This is a genomic window from Serratia sp. CY83965 (genome assembly GCF_052166375.1).
Classification (GTDB): domain Bacteria; phylum Pseudomonadota; class Gammaproteobacteria; order Enterobacterales; family Enterobacteriaceae; genus Serratia; species Serratia marcescens.
This window is the reverse complement of sequence record NZ_JBJNOV010000010.1, coordinates 358662-381631: the sequence shown is the minus strand read 5'-3', so window position 1 is coordinate 381631 and position 22970 is coordinate 358662. Positions and strand designations below refer to the sequence as shown.

Here is a 22970-nt window from a genome sequence, read left to right as displayed (position 1 = left end):
TCCTGCAAAACTGTTGATTAAAAGGTGTAAGAAAAGCGGGCCAACACCTGAACGGGATCTTCCGGCGTAGCGTGGTTGGACAAAATCCAGCCGCGGCTGACCTCCAGATCGACCAGCGCTCGCTGATAACGCAATGTGGCGCCGGTGCTTATACCGGCGCTGCTGCGCCAGCCAGAGTTGTCCTGACGCGGCAGAATGCGGCCGACGTCGGCGCCGAGGCGCGGCGTCAGCGTGGTGGCACCCAGATTGAAACTGCGCGACAGCGTATTCTGCAGATACCAGCCGTTGTCCCCGGACTGGGTGCTGCGGCTGAAGCCGCGTACGGCGCTGCGATCGGTGAGGCTCAGCCACTCCACGCCGGGCAGCGGATCGCGGCTGTACTGGCCGTAGAACAGGTTGTTGAGCTGATAGGTGGCGTCGCCCAGCCTGAGGCGCTGGCTGAGGTTGGCGAACAGCTTGCCCTTGGTGAACTGGCTGTCGAGGTGCACCGAACTCGGGTGGCGGCCGGCCCCCAGCCACGGCATCCCCTGCTCGACGCTGAGGTTGGCGCTGAACACGCCATTGGGCAGAATTTGCAGGTGGCTGGCGCTCAGTTCGGCCAGGGTCAGCGTTGGGCTGCTGACCTCAAGGCGCACGCTTTCGAAGTAGTTATCGATGCGCTTGTAGGTCAGCTGGCCGCTCAGGCTGTCTATCTGATCGTGATCGCGATAAAACACGTAGTCGCTGCGCAGCCCGTACTGTTGGGTCTGGCCGTGCAGTTTGACCACGTTGTGCGGCAACTGCTGGTGGTTTTCATAGGACGAGAAGCTGGCGAACCCGCTGAAGGTGAACGCGCCGTACGGCAGCGAATAGAGCAGGGTATAGGCGCGATTATAGCGGTGAGCCGGATTTTCCAGCGTGCTGTTGGCGTTCAGGCTGACAAAGTCCGACAGGCCGAACGGGCTGTCCAACGTGGCGGTGGCGCGCGCCAGCCACCGGCCGGTGCTTTTTTGTCCGTAATTATCCGTGCCGGCGGTAATCAGCCAGGGCTTGGCATGCTGATTGCGCAAGCGAATAACCGAACCGCCAACCTGGCGGCCGGGCAATATATCCAGCTTGGTGGTATTCGATTGCAAACGGTTGGCCTGATCCAATCCCTGATCAAGCTCGGTTAATTTCAACGGCTTGCCTTCCAGCCCCGGAAATAATAAACGGCTGTTGACCCAGCGATCGCCGCCTTCTATTTTCTCGATAAATCCTTCGGTCACGCTTAACCCCAATTCTCCTTGTGAATTAGGGCGAACAATTTGCACGCGCGCGGTGATATAGCCTTTTTGCACATAAAGGCGCGTTAATTCACGGGTCAGGCGATTGATATCGTTGCTGCTGATGCACTGTTCCGGCAGCGCGCTCAGGGCCGATAAATCGGCCGGCGAGAGCAGGGTGACACCCTGCAGATAAACGCCGGCGATCGGCAGGCACTGCGCGGACTGCGGCAGGGCGGGCGCGGCCGGTTCCGGTTCCGCCAGCAGGCGCTGTTGCTTCAGCTGCTGGTAGCGGCGTTGCTCAATCAACTGGTTGACTTCACGCGTGCTGTCTTGCAGCGCGCGGCGCGACTCCCCCATCGACATATCCTGCATCATGTGGGAGTCCGGCAGGGTTTCAGCGGAAAGGGCCGTGCTGACCAACAGCGTCAAGGCGGTGATTTTTTTTATCATTGTAATCCATTATGAGAGGCCGCCGGGGCAGCCAGCCCAATCCATGAGGTTAACCACGGGCGGCCGACGGCCGGCCCGAAATAATGAGCGACATGCACATTGCGAGATATCTTGATTTGCCGCAGCAAATAAGACGGTGGGTATATATCTAAATAATAATTAGGCTGCTTCTTTTATGGCGGGCAACCCTGGTGACTTAATTAATTAAAAAAAGTGGAGCATCTCTTCTTCTTGCCAACATTATCGGCATGGATAGGAAGAATCTGAATTTTTATTTTTCACGGATGATAGGGTATGGGGGAAATTATGACAATCCGACCAGTGGGAAATACGAAATTTCGCAGGGAAGAAAAGGGACGCAATTGTTTGCGTCCCTGCAGGCGGTTTATTTTTTCTTGATAGGGCGGCCGGACCAATAACCCGCCAGCAGCGAACCGGAGAGGTTGTGCCAGACCGAGAACAGCGCGCCCGGCAGCGCGGCCAGCGGCGAGAAGTAGATTTTGCCCAGCGTGGCCGCCAACCCGGAGTTCTGCATGCCCACTTCGATCGCCAGCGTGCGGCAGGTGGACTCGTCGAAGCCGAACAACTTGCCGCCCCAATAGCCGCTCAGCAGACCGATGCCGTTGTGCAGGATCACCGCGACGATCACCACCAGACCGACCGAGGCGATATGGCTTTGGCTGCCCGCCACCACCGCGCTGATGATCGCCAGAATGCACGCCATCGACAGCGCCGGCAGCAGTGGCTCGATGCGTTTCACTGCCTTGGTCAGGGTATGGTGGACGATCAGGCCCAAGCCGATCGGGATCACCACGATCTGCAGAATGCTCAACAACATGCCCATGATATCGACGCTGATCTTGGCGTCGACGTACAGACGGGTCAGCAGCGGCGTGGCGAACACCCCCACCAGCGTTGAGACCGCCGAGATGGTCACCGACAGCGCTACGTCACCCTTGGCCAGATAGATCATCACGTTGGACGCGGTGCCGCTGGCCACGCTGCCCACCAGCACCATGCCGGCGGACAGATCCGGCGGCATGCGGAACAGCATCGCCAGGAGCCAGGCCGCCAGCGGCATGATCAGATAATGCAGGAAGATGCCTGCCGCCACCGGGCCGGGGCGCGCCAGCACGCGTTTGAAGTCGTCGAGCCGCAGCGTGACGCCCATGGCGAACATGATCAGCATCAGCAGCGGGCTGACGTAGGGGCCGATACCGGTAAAGGTGGTCGGCGTGTAATAAGCGGCGACGGACAGCAGTATCGCCCAGAGGGGGAATAAGCGCGTGAGCAGTGCCAGCATGCAGGTTTTCCTTAGCCAGATTGAGAACGGCGGGTGTGGTTGTGTTTTTATTGCGGGCTCAACATGCTGAACCCCTGCAGGTTTTGAACGGATTTTTTAGACGCAGGGGCGCAGCATGCTGCGCCCGCAATCAGGATAATGACTTATTCGAACAGGTTGTGATGCAGGGTACGCACCACCTGCTCGGCTTCTTCGCCCGGCACCAGGAAGCACAGGTTATAGCTGCTGGCGCCGTAGCAGATCAGGCGGATATTGAACGGATCGAGCACGCCAAACACCTCTTTGCCCACGCCGCAGGCGCGCGACAGCTGGTTGCCGATGATCGCCACCAGCGCCAGGTTTTCTTCCACTTCCACCCGGCACAGCGACGACAGTTCGGTCAGCAGTGAGGTGGTCAGCAAGCTGCCGCCGACGGAGGTGGCGCCGGTGGTGTCCATGGTCAGCGCGATGCTGACTTCCGAAGTGGTGATCAGATCGACGGAGACATTATGGCGCGCCAGGATGTTGAACACCTCGGCCAGAAAACCGCGCGCGTGCAGCATGTTCAGGCTGTGCAGCGTCAGCAGCGTTTGCTTGCGGCGCAGCGCCAGCGCGCGGAACAGCGGCGGGTTCTCGGTGGTGTTGCACACCAGCGTGCCGCCGGCCGCCGGATCCTTGCTGGAGCCGACGAACACCGGAATATCGCTGCGCACCGCCGGCAACAGGGTGGCCGGATGCAGCACTTTAGCGCCGAAGGTGGCCATTTCCGCCGCCTCTTCGAAACCGATTTTGTCGATGCGCTTGGCCGCCGGCACCACGCGCGGATCGGTGGTGTAGATGCCCGGCACGTCGGTCCAGATATCCACCCGGCCGACGCCGAGCGCCTCGCCGAGCAGCGCGGCGGTATAGTCGCTGCCGCCGCGGCCGAGCGTGGTAGTGCGGCCTTTCGGCTCGCTGCCGATAAAGCCCTGGGTGACCACCAGCGCTTCCTGCAGGCGCGGCTGCAACTGCGACCGGGCCAGTTCGCTGAGCGCGGCGCTGTCCGGCACGGCGCGGCCGAAGTGATCGTCGGTGCGCATTACTTTGCGCACGTCGAACCATTCGGCCTGCACGTTGCGGGCGCGCAGGATTTCAACGAACAGCAGGGTGGACATCAGCTCCCCATGGCTGACCAGTTCGTCGGTCAACGCCGTCGAGGTGGCCAGCGAGGCGGCCTCCGACAGCATGGCGATGTTTTCCAGCAGGCGGTCTATCTCGTCGCGGATCACCGCAGGCGCCGCGAGGCGATCGAGGATGGCGTACTGGATGCGACGAATTTCATCAAGCTGGTAGTTGCGTTTGTCGGCCTCGCAACCTTCGGCCAGGGCGACCAACAGGTTGGTGACGCCCGCCGAGGCGGACAACACCACCAGGCGGACCTGCGGATTGGCCAGCACGACGTCGGCGCTGCGGTTCATGGCTTCAAAGTCGGCGACGCTGGTGCCGCCGAACTTGGCTACCACGGTGGAATTCTGGGGTGCTGCTTGGTTCATCTAGAAACCTCGTGTCAGGGATGCCCGTTTGGGGCACTGTAATTCCATAGCCTTGGCACAAGGGGAGAGCGGTAAACAGGGGGCAGGCGTAGAGGTCAGGCTACGATACACCCAGAAGCGCCCCACCTTGTCGATCGCCCTGTGGCGATCCCCTGGTGACAACCCAGGGGATTCAGCCCCTGTAGTCGATACGATAATGGCCGGCCATTATCGTACCTCGGCGTCGCTCCCCCTCGGGTGCCGTCAACGGAGAAACGGCTCCTCTGACACTCTACCTGGGCGACGCGCCTCTTCTGGCTTGCGCACCGGGTGCGCAAGTAGGCTGTTAGGAATAGCCGGTTATCGCCATTCTGTCAACGTACAGACGGTGAGGGATTTTCATCTTGCACCAGCGCGATAAGCGTACAGGGCATCGCGGGCGTGGAACCGGCGCCAATCGGTTGCAGAGAACCGTCTTCCTTTTGGCTGAATAGCGGAATAACGCCCTGATGTTTCTCCAAATACTCCAGCCAACCGAAATTTTCGTTCAATTTTGTCGCTTTGATGGTGGCCCCTCTGGCGAGCAGGCTGCTCAGGCGGCCGTAGGTGGCTTCCTGATTAAATAAAATTTCATGCCGGCGGAAACGCGAACTTTCCGCGCTGGCGCCGCGCCCTTTCAGCGGCGCCCCCGAACGGATGGCGAACACGTGATCTTCGCCGAAGAGATGGCCGAAGTGGTAGACCGCCAGCGCGTTTTGGTGACGATTGGGCGACAGCGCCAGCACCTGGGCGATATTGCTCAGATCGAGGTAGTTCTCGGCGTGTTCGGAGTAGGCGTGGCCATAGTAGGCCGGAATGCCGTCCATGCGCGCCTGACGGTAGTATTCCCAACTGCTGTCGGTGACGATCACCGGCACGTTCAGCTTGATCAGCGCCTGCGCCAGCATGCGCGCCACGCTGTTGGCGCCGACGATCAGCACGCCGCGCGGTTTCTGCTGCTGCACCCGCAGCCAGCGCGCCATCATGCCGCTGGTCAGGCTTTGCAACACCACGGTGCCGATGATGATGGCGAACACCACGGTCACCAGCCGGTCGGCGCCCTGATAGCCGCTGCGCTGCAGCGTCAACGCGAACAGCGAGCTGACCGCCGCGGCGACGATGCCGCGCGGGGCGATCCAGCACAGCAGCAGCCGATCGCGCCAGTGCAGGGAAGAGCGCCAGGTCGACACCGCGATGCACAGCGGCCGGGCGATGAACTGCACCGCCAGCAGCAGCAGGAGCAGCGGCCAGCCCATGTGCCACAGCGCCTGGATGTCGAGCCGCGCCGCCAGAATGATGAACAGCGCCGAGATCAGGATCGCCGACAGCTCCTCTTTGAACGCCAGAATATCGCTGGTGTCCACGTCGCGCATGTTGGCCAGCCAGATGCCCATCACCGTGACGGTCAGCAGGCCGGATTCGTCGGCGATGGCGTTGGAAACGCCGAAGGCGGTCAGCATGATCGCCAGCACCGCCAGGTTCTGCAGATAGCGCGGCAGCCAGACGCGGCGCAGCGCCAGGCCGAGCAGATAGCCGAACAGCGCGCCGGCGATCAGGCCGACGGCGGCGGTCACGCCCAGCGTCCAAAACAGGTGGGTATAGGACTCCGCATTCTGCTTCAGCACGATAAACTCGAACACCAGCAGGGTGAAGATGGCGCCGACCGGATCGATGACGATCCCTTCCCAACGCAACACCTGGTTAATGTTGGCGTTCGGCCGCACCACGCGCATCAGCGGGGCGATCACCGTCGGCCCGGTCACTACCGTCACCGCGCCGATCAGCGCCGCCAGCTCCGGCGGGAAATCCAGCAGCCACCAGCTGGCGAGGCTGATGACCAGAAAGGTGACCAGCATGCCAACGGTGACCAGGTTGCGCACCACGCCGCCGAGGCCGCGTATCTCCTCGAAGCGCAGCGTCAGCGCCCCCTCGAACAGGATGATCGCCACCGACAGCGACACCAGCGGAAACAGCAGATCGCCGAACAGCAGATCCGGCTGCACCAGATGCACCGTCGGGCCGAGCACGATGCCGAACAGCAGCAGCGGCAAAATGGCCGGCAGGCGCAGCAACCAGGCCAGCCACTGCGCCAGCAGCGACGCCAGACCGATAAGCACCAACATGAGCGGGGCGGATAATTCCATAAGCGAGATCCCTTTCAAATGACGAAATAAGCGACGATGACACAGCCTGATGACAATTCGGCAACCCCGATAACAGGCCGTTAGCCAAAAGTATAGAGTGAAAGCTGAAACGAGGCGGCAATGCGTTGACAGTTAGCGCCTATCGCAAGAAAAGAGATCATAATCACAGTCGAACAGGCTACAATCGGACAAACGCGTCATTTTTATTCTCAAGCCTAAGAGTGTTGCTATGAAAAATATCAATCCTAGTCAAACCGCTGCTTGGCAAGCCCTGCAGCAACATTATGCACAGATGAAAGACGTACGGATCGCCGACCTGTTCGCCCAGGACAGCGATCGTTTCTCCAGGTTCTCCGCGACCTTCAACGACCAAATGTTGGTGGACTATTCCAAGAACCGCATCACGCAGGAAACCCTGGAGAAGCTGCAGGCGCTGGCGAAAGAAACCGATCTGCAAGGCGCCATCAAATCGATGTTCGCCGGTGAGAAAATCAACCGCACCGAAGATCGCGCGGTGCTGCATATTGCCCTGCGCAACCGCAGCAACAGCCCGATCCTGGTCGACGGCAAAGACGTGATGCCGGAAGTGAACGCGGTATTGGCCAAGATCAAACAGTTCTGCGCGCGCGTCATCGGCGGCGAGTGGAAAGGCTACACCGGCAAGCCGATCACCGATGTGGTGAACATCGGCATCGGCGGTTCGGATCTCGGCCCATACATGGTGACCGAAGCGCTGCGCCCTTATAAAAACCACCTGAACATGCACTTCGTCTCCAACGTCGACGGCACCCACATCGCCGAAACGCTGCAGCCGCTGAATCCGGAAACCACGCTGTTCCTGGTGGCCTCCAAAACCTTCACCACTCAGGAAACCATGACCAACGCCCACAGCGCGCGCGACTGGTTCCTGAGCAGCGCCGCCGATCAACAGCACGTGGCCAAGCACTTCGCCGCGCTGTCCACCAACGGCAAAGCGGTGGCTGAGTTCGGCATCGATACCGACAACATGTTCGAATTCTGGGACTGGGTCGGCGGCCGCTACTCCCTGTGGTCGGCGATCGGTTTGTCGATTGCGCTGTCCATCGGTTATGACAACTTCGAGCAGCTGCTGAGCGGCGCGCACGCCATGGACAAGCACTTCGCCGAAACGCCGGCGGAGAAAAACCTGCCGGTGTTGCTGGCGCTGATCGGTATTTGGTACAACAACTTCTTTGGCGCCGAAACCGAAGCCATTCTGCCGTACGATCAGTACATGCACCGTTTTGCCGCTTACTTCCAGCAGGGCAACATGGAATCCAACGGCAAGTACGTCGATCGCAACGGCAACCCGGTGGATTACCAGACCGGTCCCATCATTTGGGGCGAGCCGGGCACCAACGGCCAGCATGCGTTCTATCAGTTGATCCACCAGGGCACCAAGCTGGTGCCGTGCGATTTCATCGCGCCGGCCATCAGCCATAACCCGCTGGGCGATCATCACGCCAAACTGCTGTCCAACTTCTTCGCTCAGACCGAAGCGCTGGCGTTCGGCAAGTCGCTGGAAGTGGTGGAAGCCGAGTTCGCGGCGCAGGGCAAAACTCCTGAGCAGGTCAAGCACGTGGCGCCGTTCAAGGTGTTTGAAGGCAACCGGCCGACCAACTCGATCCTGCTGCGCGAAATCACCCCGTTCAGCCTGGGCAGCCTGATCGCGCTGTATGAGCACAAGATCTTCACCCAGGGCGCGATCCTGAACATCTTCACCTTCGATCAGTGGGGCGTGGAGCTGGGCAAACAGCTGGCTAACCGCATCCTGCCGGAGCTGGCGGGCAGCGAGAAAATCAGCAGCCACGACAGCTCGACCAATGCGCTGATCAACCGCTTCAAGGAATGGCGCTAAGCGCCTGAGCTGAAGCCAATAAAAAACCCGCCGCGGCGGGTTTTTTTACGTCTGCAAAAAATTACAGGTTGATCGGCACTTCGAAGCTGATGCCTGCACCCACGTCATCGGCGGTGCTGTGATCGCTGTCGGTGTACCACAGGCTGGTATCGAACTTAACCTGAGAATCGAAGCTGTAACCCCAGCCGAGCTGAATGCCTTTCAGCGTATCGGAACGCGGGAACGCCCGGTTGATGGTTTGGTTGTTCGGGTTCACCTTGGCGTACACCAGACGGGTGCTCCAACGTTGGCCATCGTCCAGCACCATTTCCACGCGCCCGGACAGCATCTGGCCGTCGCCGCCCATCGCGTGGCCCAGCGGATAACCTTGCTGGTAGTAACCGCCCCGATAGATGTAGTGGTTGTACATCACGTTGTTGGCGTTGCCGTTAGAGCGGGTATCAGAACCTTCGATATGCCAGTTGATCGTGGTCGGGCCCCATTCCGGATGGCCTTCAAGCCCCAGCATGTAAGCGTTATGCGAAGGCAACATGCCTGCTTCATCTTCACCGGTGATCTGGCCATAAAAGCTGACCGGCATGCCGATGAGCGGCTGCAGCTTGAGTTTGAAGTCAAAACCGCCCAACTGGTTGCCCGGATCGTTTTTCGGATCGCCGGTGTTATCGTTGCCGGTTACGCCATCCCAGAAGGAACTCCAGGAGTGCGGACGGCCATCACCACCCCACATCATGACGCGTGAAGCGCCCAGCTCCAGAAAGTCGGTCGGCATCATGGTCAGGCGGCCACCGATCAGCTTGGTGTCCGGTACGGCTGCGTATTGCGACAGCTGGCCGGCGGACAGCTGGTATTGCCAGCGGCCGATCCACGACAGCCACGGGGTTTCAAACGGCGATTGGTCGGCGCGCTGCAGCATAAAGCCGGCCACCGGGCGCGCGGCGTCGGAGCGGATCAGACTGCCGTCGTAACCCGGGCCCCACCACTGGGAAACCTCGCCGAAGGAGAGCCATTGGTTCCAGATTTTCACTGCGCCGTAGGAGCCGTTCATGTTGAATTTGGAACCGTCGCTGACGCGCTGATCGCCTTCCACCGAGCCCTGCAGACGCACGTCCCAGAACTCGCCGTTGGCGCCGGCGCCGATGGTCAGGCGATCGTCGGCGTACTCGTTTTGGCCGAAGCCCTGCGGGGTGCCGGGTTTATCGGTCGACGCGTAACCGCTGACGCGGATGTTGGCTTTCAGAGCATCGACACGGCGCTGCACGCGGTCGATGACGTTTTTCTCGGTGTTGGTCACCGGCTTGGCCTGCGCGATAACGGAACTGATCTCTTCCTGACTCAGCGGCCAGGTGGACAGGCTGACGTTGATGACGCCGCGGTCAGACAACCAGGCGAGATCGTTACGCAGATCGTTGTCAGGGGCTACCAGGCCGGCGGCGTGGCCGGACAATGCACAGGTAAACAGGCCCGCAGCGACCAGTCCGTTAAGTTTAGCGCGCATAAAGAATTCCCTTGTTAATTCGAGGTTATTGGTTTTATGTAAAGATCTCTGTGACCCATGATAGTTGACATTTCGATTTGCTACAAATCTATAAGGCAGAAACATCTTATTATAACGTGATGAATTAAATGGGGTTTAAAGTGCTTTCACCTGGGACGGAATTTTTAGGACAATGCCTATATTGGCAGGGTTGAATCATATAAGCGGTATTCAGAGAGAGGTTTTATGGCAAAAACGTCGCGTTCGATCATGATAGCGAAGGGGCTGCAGCGAGTGCTGAACGTGGGCTTGTTGCTGCTGGCGGCAATTCTGGTGGTGTTTCTGGTCAAGGAAACCATCCATCTGGCGAAGGTGTTATTTATCAACAGCGAAGAGTCGTCTTCTTACCTGTTGATTGAAGGCATCGTGATTTATTTCCTGTACTTTGAATTTATCGCCTTGATCGTCAAGTATTTTGAGTCGGGTTATCATTTCCCGCTGCGCTATTTTATTTACATTGGCATTACCGCGATTATTCGTTTGATTATCGTGGACCACAAAAACCCCATCGATACCCTGATCTACGCCGCGGCGATATTGGTGCTGGTGGTGACGCTCTATCTGGCCAATACCGATCGGCTGAAACGGGAGTAGCGATAAAAATAGCGGCCAAAGGCCGCCAAAGACACAGGATATAATTACCCGTCGTCTTTCAAGCGACAGCGTTGTTGACTGCACTCGCTAACCCCAGTTACTTACTGAAGTAAGCGCCTGGGCTTAGCGAGCTGGTCGCCTCGCTGTAACTTGAAATCCATAGGATAAAAGATAAGGAAAAACATCAAACGCACTGCAGTGGCACAAATTACCCCTTCACGCCGCCGGCCGTCAGGCCGCCCACCAGCCAGCGCTGCGCCAGCAGGAACACGGCGGTAATCGGTATCGCCGACAGCACCGCGGCGGCGGCGAAGTCGCCCCACAGGTAGTTCTGCGGGTTGAGATATTGCTGCATCCCCACCGCCAGCGTGTAGCTGTTCACATCGCGCAGCAGCAGCGACGCCACCGGCACTTCGGTGATGGCGGCGATAAATGACAGAATGAATACCACCGCCAGAATCGGCACCGACAGCGGCAACAGCACCAGACGGAATGCCTGCCACGGCGTGGCGCCATCCAGCGCCGCCGCTTCTTCCAGCGAATTGTCGATAGTTTCGAAATAGCCCTTGATGGTCCAGACGTGCAGCGCGATGCCGCCCATGTAGGCGAAAATCACGCCGCCGTGGGTGTTCAGGCCGATAAACGGAATGTACTGGCCCAGGCGATCGAACAGGGCGTACAGCGCCACCAGCGACAGCACCGCCGGGAACATCTGGAAGATCAGCATGCTTTTCAGCAACGTGCTCTTGCCGCGAAAACGCATGCGTGCGAAGGCGTAGGCGCAGGTGGTGGACAGCGTCACGATGCCGATGGCGGTGATCGCCGCGATCTTGATGGAGTTCCACAGCCACAGCAGCACCGGGAACGGCGGCGGCGTCACGCTGCCGTCGGCGTGGGTGACGCTGAAGCCAAGCGCCAGCCGCCAGTGATCCCAAGAGAGGGTTTCCGGTATCAGGCTGCCGGTGGCGAAGTTACCGGAGCGCAGCGAGATGGCGACCACCATCAGCAGCGGAAACATGATCAGGGCGATAAAGCACAGCATCAAGATATGGGTGATCCACAGGCGCAGGCGCTGGGATTTGGGTTGAACCATGGCCATCGTTATTCTCCCTAATCAAAGTTCATCTTGCTGGCTTTCAAATTCAGGATCGCCAGCGCGCCCACCAGCAGGAAGATCAGCGTGGCGATGGCGGCCGCCAGGCCGAAGTCTTGTCCGCCGCCGCCTTCGAAGGCGATGCGGTAGGTGTAGCTGACCAGCAGATCGGTATAGCCGGCCGGCGTAGTGGTGCCGATCATGTCCGGGCCGCCGTTGGTCAGCAGCTGGATCAGCACGAAGTTGTTAAAATTGAAGGCGAAGCTGGCGATCATCAGCGGCGTCAGCGGCTTGATCAGCAGCGGTAAGGTGATGCGGAAGAAGTTTTGCCACGGGTTGGCGCCGTCCATCGCCGAGGCCTCGTACAGATCGTCCGGGATCGCTTTCAGCAGCCCCATGCACAGGATCATCATGTACGGGTAGCCGAGCCAGGTGTTGACGATCAGGATCATGCTCTTGGCGGTGAGCGGATCGCTGAACCAGGCGGGTTTGATGCCGAACAGATGGCTGAGCATCATGTTGATTTCGCCGAAGCTCTGGTTGAACAACCCTTTGAAGATCAGGATCGAGATGAACGACGGCACCGCATAGGGCAGGATCAGCAGCACGCGGTAGATCGCCTTGCCTTTCAGCGCCTCCCACTGCACCACGCAGGCCAGCACCATGCCGACCGCCACGGTGAGGATCACCGTCATCACCGAGAACACGATGGTCCAGATGAAGATCGATACGAACGGTTTCTTGATGCCCTCGTCCTGCAGCACCCGCAGGAAGTTTTTCCAGCCGGTGGTGACGGTATAGCCCGGGCTCAGGGTTTCCTGCGCCCAGCCGCCGTCGGCGTTGATCGCCTGATAGAAGCCGATGTCGCCGTTCGGCCGGTAGCGCACCTGGGTCTGGTTATTGGTCAGCGTACTGCCGTCTTTGTCCAGCGCATACAGCGGACGGGTGCCGGAGAACTGGCGCAGTGAACTCATGCGCAATTCACCGCCGTCGGGCAGTTGCGCCACCAGCTGGCTCAGCGCCTGCCGGTTCTGGGTGATCACCCGCAGCGTGGCGCGCTCGCCCTGCGGCGCGGCGCTCTGTGTGGTCAATGTCAGGGTTTGTGGCGCCGCGGCGTCGAGGCGGAAAGGCTCGGAGAGCAGCGGCTGTTCACTGTCCGGTGGCGTCAGCTGCAGGCGCCACTGCTGATTTTCCGCCGGGTAGAGGCCGAAGGTGAAGGTTTTGCCACTCTGGAACTGGCGTTGCATCAGCACCGATTGCGCGCGCTCAAAGGTCAGCTGGTTGGTGCTGCTGTAGTTGGTAAAGGCGATGGCGATGGTGCAGATCAGCGGGAACAGGACGAACAGCCCCATGCCGGCGATGCCGGGATACACATAGCGCCAGGCGTAGGCGCGGCGGTTGGCGAAGACGTAAAGCCCGGCGCTGACCAGGATCAGCGTCAGGATGGCGAACAGGTATTCACCCTGTGCATACATCAACACAATCAGGTAGCAGGTCACCAGGCTGAACAGGCCGACCACCAGCCATTTCAGTGCGTCGCTTTGCCACCACTTCGATTTTTTACGCGCGGGCGTCCCGGCGTGAGCGAATTGCATAGGGCGTTCCTTTCTGTGAAGCAACGGCGGAGCGCCACGGCGCCCCGCACGACGTCGTTACTTGGTGATACGGGTCTGTACGTCGTCCAGCGCGGCTTTCACCGTCTGACGGCCGCTGACGGCATTGATCACCGCGCTGCGTTCGGCGTACCAGAAGGCGCTCATCTGCGGGATGTTCGGCATGATTTCCCCGTTTTGCGAGTTCTGCATGGTGGCGGCGATCTTCGGATCTTTGGCCAGCGCTTCCTGATAGGACTTCAGCGCCACCGCGCCCAGCGGTTTGTCTTTGTTGACGTCCGCCAGCCCTTCGTTGGTCAGCAGGTAGTTCTCGAGGAACTCGGTCGCCAGCTCTTTATTCGGGCTGGCGGCGTTGATGCCGGCGGTCAGCACGCCGACGAACGGTTTGGACGGCTTGCCTTTGAAGGTCGGCAGCAGCGTCACGCCGTAGTTGATTTTGCTCTGCTCGATGTTGTTCCAGGCCCACGGCCCGTTGATGGTCATCGCGGTCTGGCCTTTGTTGAACGCGGCTTCGGCGATCGAGTAGTCGGTATCGGCGTTGATGTGTTTGTTTTTCACCAGATCGACGATGAACTGCAGGCCGGCCTGCGAACCGGCGTTGGCGACGCCGACATCCTTGATGTTGTATTTGCCGTTTTCATACTTGAAGGCATAACCGCCGTCGGCGGCGATGATAGGCCAGGTGAAGTAGGGTTCCTGCAGGTTCCACATGATGGCGCTCTTGCCGCTGGCGCGCAGCTGTTTGTCCAGAGCCGGGATCTCTTCCCAGGTCTTCGGCGGCTGTTTGATCAGGTCCTTGTTGTAAATCAGCGACAGCGCTTCGACGGCGATCGGATAGCCGATCAGCTTGCCGTCATAACGCACGGCGTCCCAGGTGAACGGGAACAGCTTGTCCTGGAAGGCTTTGGACGGGTGGATTTCGGCCAGCAGGCCGGACTGCGCATAGCCGCCGAAGCGGTCGTGGGCCCAAAAAATGATGTCAGGACCGTCGCCGGTGGCGGCCACCTGCGGGTATTTTTCTTCCAGCTTGTCCGGGTGCTCGACGGTGACCTTGATGCCGGTGTCTTTTTCGAATTTCTTGCCGACTTCCGCCAGGCCGTTATAGCCCTTGTCGCCGTTGATCCAGATAACCAGTTTGCCTTCCTCAATCTTGGCGAAGGCGGAAGAAGAGAGCACCAGGGTGGCCAGTGCCGAGAGCGCCAGCGTGCGGGCGAGGGTAATGCTGCGAGTCATAATCCAGTCCTTCTTTTTGTGGGCACATAAATCAAGGAGAGACGTTTCGCGGTAATAGTGGGTCACAACGCGACATATTCTCATCCTCCCCCCCTCTACGCCCCTGAGATGAGGAGTGTGATCCAGTTAACGTTGTGCTCTATTCTGTGGCGTCAGGCACAAAATAGGGGGGAGATTTTTGCCAGCCGGATCACAGATTTGCCTCAAGCGCGGAACTTCTCATCGCCGCGGTCGTTCTCTCATCCTCCCGCCTCCTCCCCCATGAAAAATCCTGTTACGGATGATTACCCTTTCCGGCGACTCCCGCACTATCGGCCCATCGATTTTTAACGCCACGCGCTGCAGGGATACCGGATTTATGTCGTCAATGCCTATCGCCACTCAGCCCACCCTGTACCGGATCCATCCGGCCAGTTTCCGTGACGGAAACGGGGACGGCGTGGGCGACGCGCACGGCATGCTGGCGGCGCTGCCATACCTGAAAGCGCTGTCGATCGACGGCCTGTTGCTGCCGCAGACGTTGGCGCCGGAGGCCGAGGCGACGGTGACGGGCGAAGGGCTGACGCTGTGGTACGGCGATGACGCTAACCGCGTTCGCAATGCCGTCGCACCGCAGCGGTTCGCCCACGGCGCGCTGGCGCTGGACGTGATGCCATTCAGCGCGGAGAGGCTGGCGGCGGTGTTGCACGCCCGCCGCGCCACGTTGACGGACAGCCTGTGGAGCACCGGGGACGCCGATCAGCCTCGGGTGGTCAGCCGCTGGGGGCAGGGCGACCTGCGTTCCGCCGCCGCCTTTTTGACGTTGTTGGCGATGTTGCCGGCGCCGATCTGCCTGTATCAGGGCGAAGAGCTGGGGCTGCCGCATGCCGCCGGCCTGCAGGATCCGCGCGGCGCGCAAACGCCAATGCCGTGGCATGAAGCCCCCGAACAGGTCACCGCCGGGGAGATCAGCTGGTATCAGCAGGTGGCGATCGAACACCGCGCATTGGCCATCAGCCGCCAACAGCACGACAGCCACTCCACCTTACGTTACTGCCAGGCGCTGTTGGCCCTGCGCCGTTCGCCGCTCATCCAGCGCGGCGAGCTGAACGCGGTCAGCCAGCGGGACGGCGTGGTGCGCTTACTTATTACCCATCAGGATCAATGCCTTGAAGCGCTGATAAACCTGCAGCCTTATACTCAGGCGGCCGCGCCGTCTGAGGCGACCTTGCCGTTGGTATGGCAGCACGGCGCGCAGCAAGAGGGTCATCAATGGGTTTTGGCGGGCTTTGCCTCCGCCATTTTCACACGACATGTTAACTGCGAAAGCAGGGGAGTAACGCATGGCTAGCGTGACACTGCGCAGCGTTTATAAGGCCTTCGGTGAGGCCGTGATTTCCAAAGACGTCAATCTGACTATCGAAGACGGCGAGTTTGTGGTGTTTGTCGGGCCGTCGGGCTGCGGCAAATCGACGCTGCTGCGCATGATCGCCGGGCTGGAGGACATCACCTCCGGCGACCTGCTGATCGGCGAGAAACGTATGAATGAGGTGCCGCCTTCCGAGCGCGGCATCGGCATGGTGTTCCAGTCCTACGCGCTGTATCCGCACCTGTCGGTGGCGGACAACATGTCGTTCGGCCTGAAGCTGGCCGGCGCCAAGAAAGCGGAAATCAATCAACGGGTGAACCAGGTCTCCGAGGTGCTGCAGCTGGCGCACCTGCTCGATCGGCGGCCGAAGGCGCTGTCCGGCGGGCAGCGTCAGCGTGTGGCGATCGGCCGCACGCTGGTGGCCGAGCCGGACGTATTCCTGCTCGACGAACCGCTGTCCAACCTCGATGCCGCGCTGCGGGTGCAGATGCGCATCGAGATCTCCCGTCTGCACAAGCGCCTGCAGCGCACCATGATTTACGTCACTCACGATCAGGTCGAAGCGATGACGCTGGCCGACAAGATCGTGGTGCTCGACGCCGGTCGCGTGGCGCAGGTCGGCAAGCCGCTGGAACTGTACCACTACCCGGCCAACCGCTTCGTCGCCGGGTTCATCGGTTCGCCGAAGATGAACTTCCTGCCGGTCAAGGTCACCGCGGCGGAGCCGCGACAGGTGCAGGTCGAACTGCCCAACCGCCAACTGGTCTGGCTGCCGGTGGAAGGCGCGGGCGTTCAGCCCGGCGCCAACCTGTCACTGGGCATTCGCCCCGAACATCTGCTGCCCGGCGAAGCCTCTGAAGTGCGGCTTACCGGCGACGTACAGGTGGTGGAGCAGCTCGGCAACGAGACGCAAATCCACATCCAAATCCCGGCCATCCGTCAAAACCTGGTGTACCGCCAGAACGACGTGGTGCTGGTAGAAGAAGGTGCCACATTCGCCATCGGCCTGCCGCCTCACCGCTGCCATCTGTTCCGTGAAGACGGTACGGCATGTAAACGGCTGCACCAGGAGCCGGGCGTTTAAAGCATCAAAGTCGGTATAACAGGAGAATAATGATGACTACTCTGCGCAAACTTCCTCTGGCACTGGCTGTCGCCGCCGGTGTTCTCTCTACTCAGGCGCTGGCCGTGGATTTCCACGGTTACGCCCGTTCTGGCATCGGCTGGACCGGCAGCGGCGGTGAGCAACAGTGCTTCAAGGCCACCGGCGCCGCGAGCAAATACCGTCTCGGCAACGAATGCGAAACCTACGCCGAACTGAAACTGGGGCAGGAAGTGTGGAAAGAAGGCGACAAGAGCTTCTATTTCGACACTAACCTGGCCTATTCGGTCTCGCAGCGTTCCGACTGGGAAGACGTGACGCCGGGCTTCCGCGAAGTGAACGTGCAGGGTAAAAACCTGATCGAGTGGCTGCCGGGCTCCACGCTGTGGGCCGGTAAGCGTTTCTATCAGCGTCATGACGTTCACATGATCGACTTCTACTACTGGGATATCTCCGGCCCGGGCGCCGGTCTGGAAAACATCGATCTGGGCTTCGGCAAGCTGTCCGCCGCCGTGACCCGCAACTCCGAATCCGGCGGTTCTTACGGCTATCTGGATAACGAATGGAAACAGCGTCCGACCGTCAACGACACTTTCGACCTGCGTCTGGCCGGCCTGGAGTTGAACCCGGGCGGCACCCTGGAGCTGGGCGTGGACTACGGCCGCGCCAATGCGCAGGATAACTACCGCCTGGCCGACGGTGCCAGCAAAGACGGCTGGATGTTCACCGCGGAACACACGCAGAGCATCCTGAACGGTTACAACAAGTTCGTGCTGCAGTACGCCACCGACTCGATGACCTCGCAGAACAACGGCCGCAACGAAGGCGCCACCATCGATAACAACGGCAAGATGATCCGCGTGCTGGATCACGGCGCCATCGATTTCAACGATCAATGGGCGCTGATGTATGTCGCCATGTTCCAGGACATCGACCGCGACAACAACAACGGCACCACCTGGTACACCGTGGGCGTGCGCCCGATGTACAAATGGACGCCGATCATGAGCACCTTGCTGGAAGCCGGCTATGACAACGTCAAGTCCCAACGCACCGGCGATCGCAACGGCCAGTATAAAGTGACTCTGGCGCAGCAATGGCAGGCGGGCAACAGCATCTGGTCGCGTCCGGCCATCCGCCTGTTCGCCACCTACGCCAAGTGGGATGAGAAGTGGGGCTACGCCACCGGCGATGACACCGGGTATAACGCCGGCACCGCTTACAACGACACCAGCATGCATACCTTCAGCCGCGGCAAGGATGACGAAGTCACCTTCGGCGCCCAGATGGAAATTTGGTGGTAACGACAGGACGGGGAGGGCCGCCGGCTCTCCCCCAACCGCATTCGCCGCGGCCCGATCTCTTGCCTGATCCATCGCGGTGCTGAAAGAGGATATAACGATGAAAAAGAATCTGCTGTCACTCTGCCTGTCGCTGGCGCTGACCGTCGGCGTGCCTTTGGCGGCCAATGCCGATACGCCGGCCAACGTTTCCGTCGCGCCGGCCATCAGCGCCGCCACGCTGCAAAGCCTGCCGTGGCAGCCGCTGCAGCCGCCGGTGTCGCAAGAAGTGAAGCTCGACGCCGTCAGCCCGCAGCTCAATCAGGGCGAGATCCAAGGGGCGATCGCCGCCTATACCCTGCCGGCCGATCGCGGTTCGCTGGAAGTGACGCTGAGCAGCCTCGCCAAGAACAATTCGCTGTACGCGCCGAGCGTGCTGGTGCTGGACGAGCATCTGCGCCCGGCGGCATATTACCCGAGCAGCTATTTCCCTTACCAGCCGCCGGGAGCGATGTCCTCCGATCGCCTCGAAGGCACGTTGAAACTGACGCCGGCGCTCGGGCAAAAACAGATTTACCTGCTGGTGTACACCACCCGCCAGGATTTGGCGAAAACCACGCAGCTGACCAATCCGGCCAAGGCCTATGCGCAGGGCGTGGGCAACGCGGTGCCGGATATCCCGGATCCGATCGCCGGCCACGCGACGACCGGCACGCTGAAGCTTAAGGTCACCGCGGAACAGGGCACCGGCAACGTGATGATCGGCATGCTGCAGCCTGCGCCGACCGTGGCGCCGGTGGTGGTGGGATCAACCGCACCGGCCGCCGTGGCGGCGCCGGCACCGACCCCGGAGAAACCGGCGGAGCCGATGCTCAACGATACCGAAAGCTACTTCAATAACGGCATCAAGCAGGCGGTGAAGGCGGGCGATATCGACAAGGCGCTGAAGCTGATGAATGAGGCCGAGAAGTTGGGCTCGACCACTGCACGTAAAACGTTTATCAGCAGCGTTAAAGGCAAGGGGTAACACCCGGCGCTGCCGATGCTGGCTCGATGATTGGTGCGCCTTGGCGCACCTTTTTTCATCCGCGCGCCAGCGTTGCGCCGATCAGCGTCAGCAGACGGGGGTTGTCCACCTGCTGCATGATGCGCACCGGCTTGCCCTGCGGCGGCGGCAGGCCGACCGTCAGGCGCAGGCCGCCCGGCCGCCAACGGCGTGAGCTGCCGCGCGTCAACGCCCCTTCCAGCGCCACATCCACATGGAACATTTCGGTCGTGACCAACTGCGGTTCCAACAGCCAGGCGATCACCAGCGCATCATGGATCCAGCAGCCCGGCAGGCGCCGCGTATGGCGCGAATAGTCGATCCACGGCTGCGTGGTGGCGCGCAAATAGCGGCACAGCGGCGTATCCGGCTGGGTCAGTGCGGCCAGATCCGCCTGGGTCAGCATGGTCTGGGTGGTGACGTCCAGCGGGGCCAGCGTGATATTGGCGCCGCTGTTCAACACCAGCCGCGCCGCTTCCGGATCCAAACCAAAATTGGTGTCCTTGATGTATCCTTCGACGTTGAACACGCCGCCCATGATCACGATCTCTTTCACCGCCTGCGCCATCTGCGGGTAAAGCTGCATGGCGTGCGCAACGTTGGTCAGCGGGCCGATCGCCGCCAACGTGATCTCGCCGGGATGCCGGCAGATCAGTTCGCCGATGGCGATGGCGGCGTCCGGTGCGGGCGCGTTGGCCAGCGAGGGCGCGGGCAAGTCGCGCCACAGCGCCGCCAGCTTGGGATCGGCGATTGGGCGGTCCAGATGAGCGCGCCATGGCTCCGGCGGCTCGCTCAGGGCGCGCGCCGCGCCGAGGGCGACCGGCACCTGGTAGCCGCTTTGCGCCAGCAGATCGGTGGCGACGGCGAAGCCCACTTCGCGTGGGGTATTGCCGGCCACGATGCTGATCAGCTCCAGCTGCAGCTGCGGTTTGGCCGCCAGCGCCAGGGCCAGCGCCAGACCGTCGTCGACGTTGGCGCCGGGAACGCCGTTACCGGGATCGCAATCAATGATTAAACGCATAGTAAGGTGTCCTGAAAATCCGCTAACAGCCGCATGAATGGCGGATGCGCAGTTGAAAAGCGAATTCATGCAGCTCGGCGGGCGCGGCGCCGGCGGCCAGCATGGCGATGGCCCGCTTGGCCATGGCGTCGATCGGCTGCTCGACCGCGCTGAGCGGCGGCACGCTGAATTCGGATTGCTGCGTGCCGTTAAAACAGATCAGCGCCAGATCGTCCGGCGCGCGCAGCCCATGTTCCGCCAGCGCCGACAGGCAGCCGAGCGCCTGCTGCTCGTTGGAGGTGAAAACGGCGCGTGGGCGCGGGCCTTGCACCATGCGCTGGGTGGCCTGGTAGCCGCCCTGGCGGGTGTAGGGGACCTCGAAAATCCACTCGTCGCGCGGCGCGATGCCCGCCTCCAGCAGCGCATCGCGCCAGCCGTTCAGGCGATCCTGCGCGTTGAGCATGGTTAGCGGGCCGATAAAAATGCCGATGTCGCGATAGCCATGCTGCAGCAGATGGCGGGTCGCCTGGCAGGCGGCGTCGCGCTCGTCGACGCGGATGGCGCAGACCCCGGCCTGGCTGTCGATGGTATCTATCATCACGCAGGGCGTGCCGGAGGCGCGGATCAGCTCGAACCACGGATGGCGATCGACGCTGGTGTACAGCAGGCCGTCGACCTGGCGGCGCAGCAGGTTGTTGATCAGCTCATACTCGCGCTGCCGGTCGTCGCCGGCGTCGCCCAGCAGCAGCACGCGGCCGCGGCTGAAGGCCTCTTGCTGCAGCGCCCGCGCCAGCGTGGCGAAGAACGGATTGGAAATATCCGGCACCACCAGCCCATAGGTTTGCGTGCTGCCGGAGGCCAATGCCCGCGCTATGTCGTTCGGCCGGTAGCCGGTCTGCTCGATCGCCGCCAGCACGCGCAGCCGGGTGGCTTCCGCCACCGGGCGCGGGCCGTTGTTGATCACGTAGCTGACCACGGCGACGGAGGTGCCCGCTATGCGAGCCACGTCGGCGCGGGTAACGCGGCGCGCGGAGTGATTATCCAAATTGAGGTCCTGTTCGCCTTCCCGCTACGCGGCATCCTGCGGCAGGTTGAGATCGCGGCCGCGGGTTTCGGGAGCAAAGAAGGTGGTGATTAAGCCGATGGCCGCCATTACAACAAAATAGCAGGCGACAGGCCACCAGTGACCGAAACCGGACAGCAGCGCGGTGGCGATCAGCGGCGCGGTGCCGCCGGAGAGGATCGACCCAAGCTCCTTGGCGAACGCCATTTTGGAGTAGCGGTTCTTCACGCCGAACAGTTCGACGCCATAGGCCGCCTGTACGCCGAAGATCCCCAGCGATGCGATGCACATGCCGACCACGATCACCGAGATGACGATCGCCGGCTCACGGCTGTCGAGCAGCCAGAACGCCGGGAAAGCGTACAGCACCAGCAGCAGGCAGAACCACCGGTAGGTGATGCGGCGGCCGAAGCGATCGGAGAGCCAGCCGGCCAGCGGGATCACCAGAAAACCGCACAGTGAGGCGATCAGCACCGCCAGCGCCGGCACTGATTTATCGACCATCAGCACCTTGGCGACATAGCCGACGATAAAGCCCTGGCACAGGTAGGAGGGGCCGTTTTCGCCGATGCGCAGGCCGAGCATCACCCAGAACGCCTTGGTGCGTTGCAGGTAGCTGCGTGAGTCCGGCGCGGCCTGGGCGGCGTCCAGCATGCGCTGGTGGTTTTGCTGCAGCTCGCGTTCGAACACTGGCGTTTCCCGCACGTGGCGGCGCAGGTACAGCGCCGCGCCGGCGATCAGAATGCTGGCGAGGAACGGAATGCGCCAGCCCCAGCTCATCAGATCTTCCTTGTCGAGCTGTAGCACCAGCAGCCACACCAGCGACGCCAGCAGGGTGCCGCTGTTGGAGCCGATGGCGATGATCGACGCGACCAGCCCGCGCCGCTTGGCCGGCGCGTATTCCGCCAGCATCACCGCCCCGCCGGACAGCTCCGCACCGGCGCCGAACCCCTGCGCGAAGCGCAGGATCACCAGGCAGGCGGGCGCCCAGACGCCGATTTGCGCATAGGACGGGATCAGACCGATCAATGTGGTGGAGAGGCCCATCAGCGCCACGGTGGTGATCAGCACCACGCGGCGGCCTTTGCGGTCGCCGATCCAGCCGAACACCAGCGCGCCGATCGGCCGCGCGACGAAGCCGACGGAGTAAGTGGCGAAACTGGCCAGCAGCGCCACCAGCGGCGTGGCTTCGGGGAAGAACACGTCGCCGAACACCATGCCGGCCGCCAGGCCGTACAGCGCGAAGTCGACGTATTCCATGGCGGTGCCGAGCCAACAGGAGAAGGTGGCGCGCCAAAATTGGCTGCGCCCCTCTTTGGTTGCCAGGCGTTCATCGGCCGCCAGCGCGGCGTCGGCGGTCTGTGAAGGGGCAAGCGTTGTTTCGCTCATGGCAGTGCTATCCTCTTTTGTTCTGCGCCTGGAGGGGCGCGGTTAAAGATGGTTTCCCTGGTGCCGGCAACAAAGGTGTGCCGACAAATCATGTCGGACGCATGGCGATTCAACGCTGCCGTATCAG

General features: G+C 61.3%; 17 protein-coding genes and 1 riboswitch. Of the genes, 6 read left to right on the top strand and 11 right to left on the bottom strand.

Going from position 1 to position 22970, the window contains the following annotated elements:
* Nucleotides 1-17: 17 nt before the first annotated feature.
* The 4 genes from ACJ8PL_RS19635 to ACJ8PL_RS19620 all read right to left on the bottom strand — a co-directional run bounded on the left by ACJ8PL_RS19635 (nucleotide 18) and on the right by ACJ8PL_RS19620 (nucleotide 6673).
* On the bottom strand, nucleotides 18-1697 hold the full coding sequence (locus tag ACJ8PL_RS19635) for a ShlB/FhaC/HecB family hemolysin secretion/activation protein (RefSeq protein WP_016930293.1): 1680 nt from the start codon (nucleotides 1695-1697) through the stop codon (nucleotides 18-20).
* Nucleotides 1698-2082: 385 nt separating this feature from the next.
* Nucleotides 2083-3000, bottom strand: coding sequence for a ketopantoate/pantoate/pantothenate transporter PanS (gene panS / locus ACJ8PL_RS19630; protein WP_033639257.1), 918 nt, complete (start codon nucleotides 2998-3000; stop codon nucleotides 2083-2085).
* 143 nt (nucleotides 3001-3143) lie between these two features.
* On the bottom strand, nucleotides 3144-4511 hold the full coding sequence (lysC, locus tag ACJ8PL_RS19625) for a lysine-sensitive aspartokinase 3 (protein ID WP_028128299.1): 1368 nt from the start codon (nucleotides 4509-4511) through the stop codon (nucleotides 3144-3146).
* A gap of 107 nt (nucleotides 4512-4618) precedes the next feature.
* A riboswitch (Lysine riboswitch) is annotated at nucleotides 4619-4812 on the bottom strand.
* Between the two features lie 52 nt (nucleotides 4813-4864).
* A complete protein-coding gene (locus ACJ8PL_RS19620; protein WP_028128300.1) occupies nucleotides 4865-6673 on the bottom strand; it encodes a cation:proton antiporter in 1809 nt (602 codons plus the stop codon).
* Between the two features lie 229 nt (nucleotides 6674-6902).
* On the opposite strand from ACJ8PL_RS19620, the gene pgi reads away from it, so the two are divergent.
* Complete coding sequence (gene pgi, locus ACJ8PL_RS19615) at nucleotides 6903-8549, top strand: glucose-6-phosphate isomerase (RefSeq protein WP_033639258.1); 1647 nt, start codon at nucleotides 6903-6905, stop codon at nucleotides 8547-8549.
* A 61-nt stretch (nucleotides 8550-8610) separates the two neighbouring features.
* Here the strand turns inward: pgi and ACJ8PL_RS19610 are convergent, their stop codons facing one another.
* On the bottom strand, nucleotides 8611-10044 hold the full coding sequence (locus ACJ8PL_RS19610) for a capsule assembly Wzi family protein (RefSeq protein WP_016930288.1): 1434 nt from the start codon (nucleotides 10042-10044) through the stop codon (nucleotides 8611-8613).
* A gap of 225 nt (nucleotides 10045-10269) precedes the next feature.
* On the opposite strand from ACJ8PL_RS19610, the gene psiE reads away from it, so the two are divergent.
* Nucleotides 10270-10677 carry a phosphate-starvation-inducible protein PsiE gene (psiE, locus tag ACJ8PL_RS19605; RefSeq protein ID WP_015379238.1) on the top strand — a complete coding sequence of 136 codons (408 nt, stop codon included), beginning with the start codon at nucleotides 10270-10272 and terminating at the stop codon, nucleotides 10675-10677.
* A 208-nt stretch (nucleotides 10678-10885) separates the two neighbouring features.
* Here psiE and malG read toward each other — a convergent pair whose 3' ends face one another.
* The 3 genes from malG to malE are packed head-to-tail and all read right to left on the bottom strand — an operon-like array spanning nucleotide 10886 to nucleotide 14616.
* Nucleotides 10886-11776, bottom strand: coding sequence for a maltose ABC transporter permease MalG (gene malG / locus ACJ8PL_RS19600; RefSeq protein ID WP_004936696.1), 891 nt, complete (start codon nucleotides 11774-11776; stop codon nucleotides 10886-10888).
* Between the two features lie 11 nt (nucleotides 11777-11787).
* Nucleotides 11788-13365 carry a maltose ABC transporter permease MalF gene (malF, locus tag ACJ8PL_RS19595; protein WP_016930287.1) on the bottom strand — a complete coding sequence of 526 codons (1578 nt, stop codon included), beginning with the start codon at nucleotides 13363-13365 and terminating at the stop codon, nucleotides 11788-11790.
* A 57-nt stretch (nucleotides 13366-13422) separates the two neighbouring features.
* Nucleotides 13423-14616, bottom strand: coding sequence for a maltose/maltodextrin ABC transporter substrate-binding protein MalE (malE, locus tag ACJ8PL_RS19590; RefSeq protein WP_116403824.1), 1194 nt, complete (start codon nucleotides 14614-14616; stop codon nucleotides 13423-13425).
* A gap of 358 nt (nucleotides 14617-14974) precedes the next feature.
* Here malE and ACJ8PL_RS19585 point away from each other — a divergent pair, with 358 nt between their 5' ends.
* From ACJ8PL_RS19585 to malM, 4 genes are all read left to right on the top strand, one after another.
* Entirely contained in the window at nucleotides 14975-15946 is a 972-nt protein-coding gene (locus ACJ8PL_RS19585; protein WP_116403823.1) for an alpha-amylase family glycosyl hydrolase, read from the top strand.
* The gene (malK, locus tag ACJ8PL_RS19580) at nucleotides 15939-17048 is read left to right on the top strand and encodes a maltose/maltodextrin ABC transporter ATP-binding protein MalK (RefSeq protein ID WP_016930284.1); all 1110 of its coding nucleotides are present in this window, start codon (nucleotides 15939-15941) and stop codon (nucleotides 17046-17048) included. The genes ACJ8PL_RS19585 and malK overlap by 8 nt, the downstream gene beginning before the upstream one ends.
* Nucleotides 17049-17080: 32 nt before the next feature.
* Complete coding sequence (locus ACJ8PL_RS19575) at nucleotides 17081-18370, top strand: maltoporin (protein WP_028127550.1); 1290 nt, start codon at nucleotides 17081-17083, stop codon at nucleotides 18368-18370.
* A 97-nt stretch (nucleotides 18371-18467) separates the two neighbouring features.
* Nucleotides 18468-19373, top strand: a complete 906-nt coding sequence (gene malM, locus ACJ8PL_RS19570; RefSeq protein WP_079450119.1) for a maltose operon protein MalM — start codon at nucleotides 18468-18470, stop codon at nucleotides 19371-19373.
* A 55-nt stretch (nucleotides 19374-19428) separates the two neighbouring features.
* Here the strand turns inward: malM and ACJ8PL_RS19565 are convergent, their stop codons facing one another.
* The 3 genes from ACJ8PL_RS19565 to ACJ8PL_RS19555 are packed head-to-tail and all read right to left on the bottom strand — an operon-like array spanning nucleotide 19429 to nucleotide 22843.
* Complete coding sequence (locus ACJ8PL_RS19565; RefSeq protein ID WP_016930281.1) at nucleotides 19429-20412, bottom strand: nucleoside hydrolase; 984 nt, start codon at nucleotides 20410-20412, stop codon at nucleotides 19429-19431.
* 22 nt (nucleotides 20413-20434) lie between these two features.
* On the bottom strand, nucleotides 20435-21436 hold the full coding sequence (locus ACJ8PL_RS19560; protein ID WP_033639262.1) for a LacI family DNA-binding transcriptional regulator: 1002 nt from the start codon (nucleotides 21434-21436) through the stop codon (nucleotides 20435-20437).
* Between the two features lie 24 nt (nucleotides 21437-21460).
* The gene (locus ACJ8PL_RS19555; protein WP_016930279.1) at nucleotides 21461-22843 is read right to left on the bottom strand and encodes an MFS transporter; all 1383 of its coding nucleotides are present in this window, start codon (nucleotides 22841-22843) and stop codon (nucleotides 21461-21463) included.
* Nucleotides 22844-22970 lie beyond the last annotated feature (127 nt).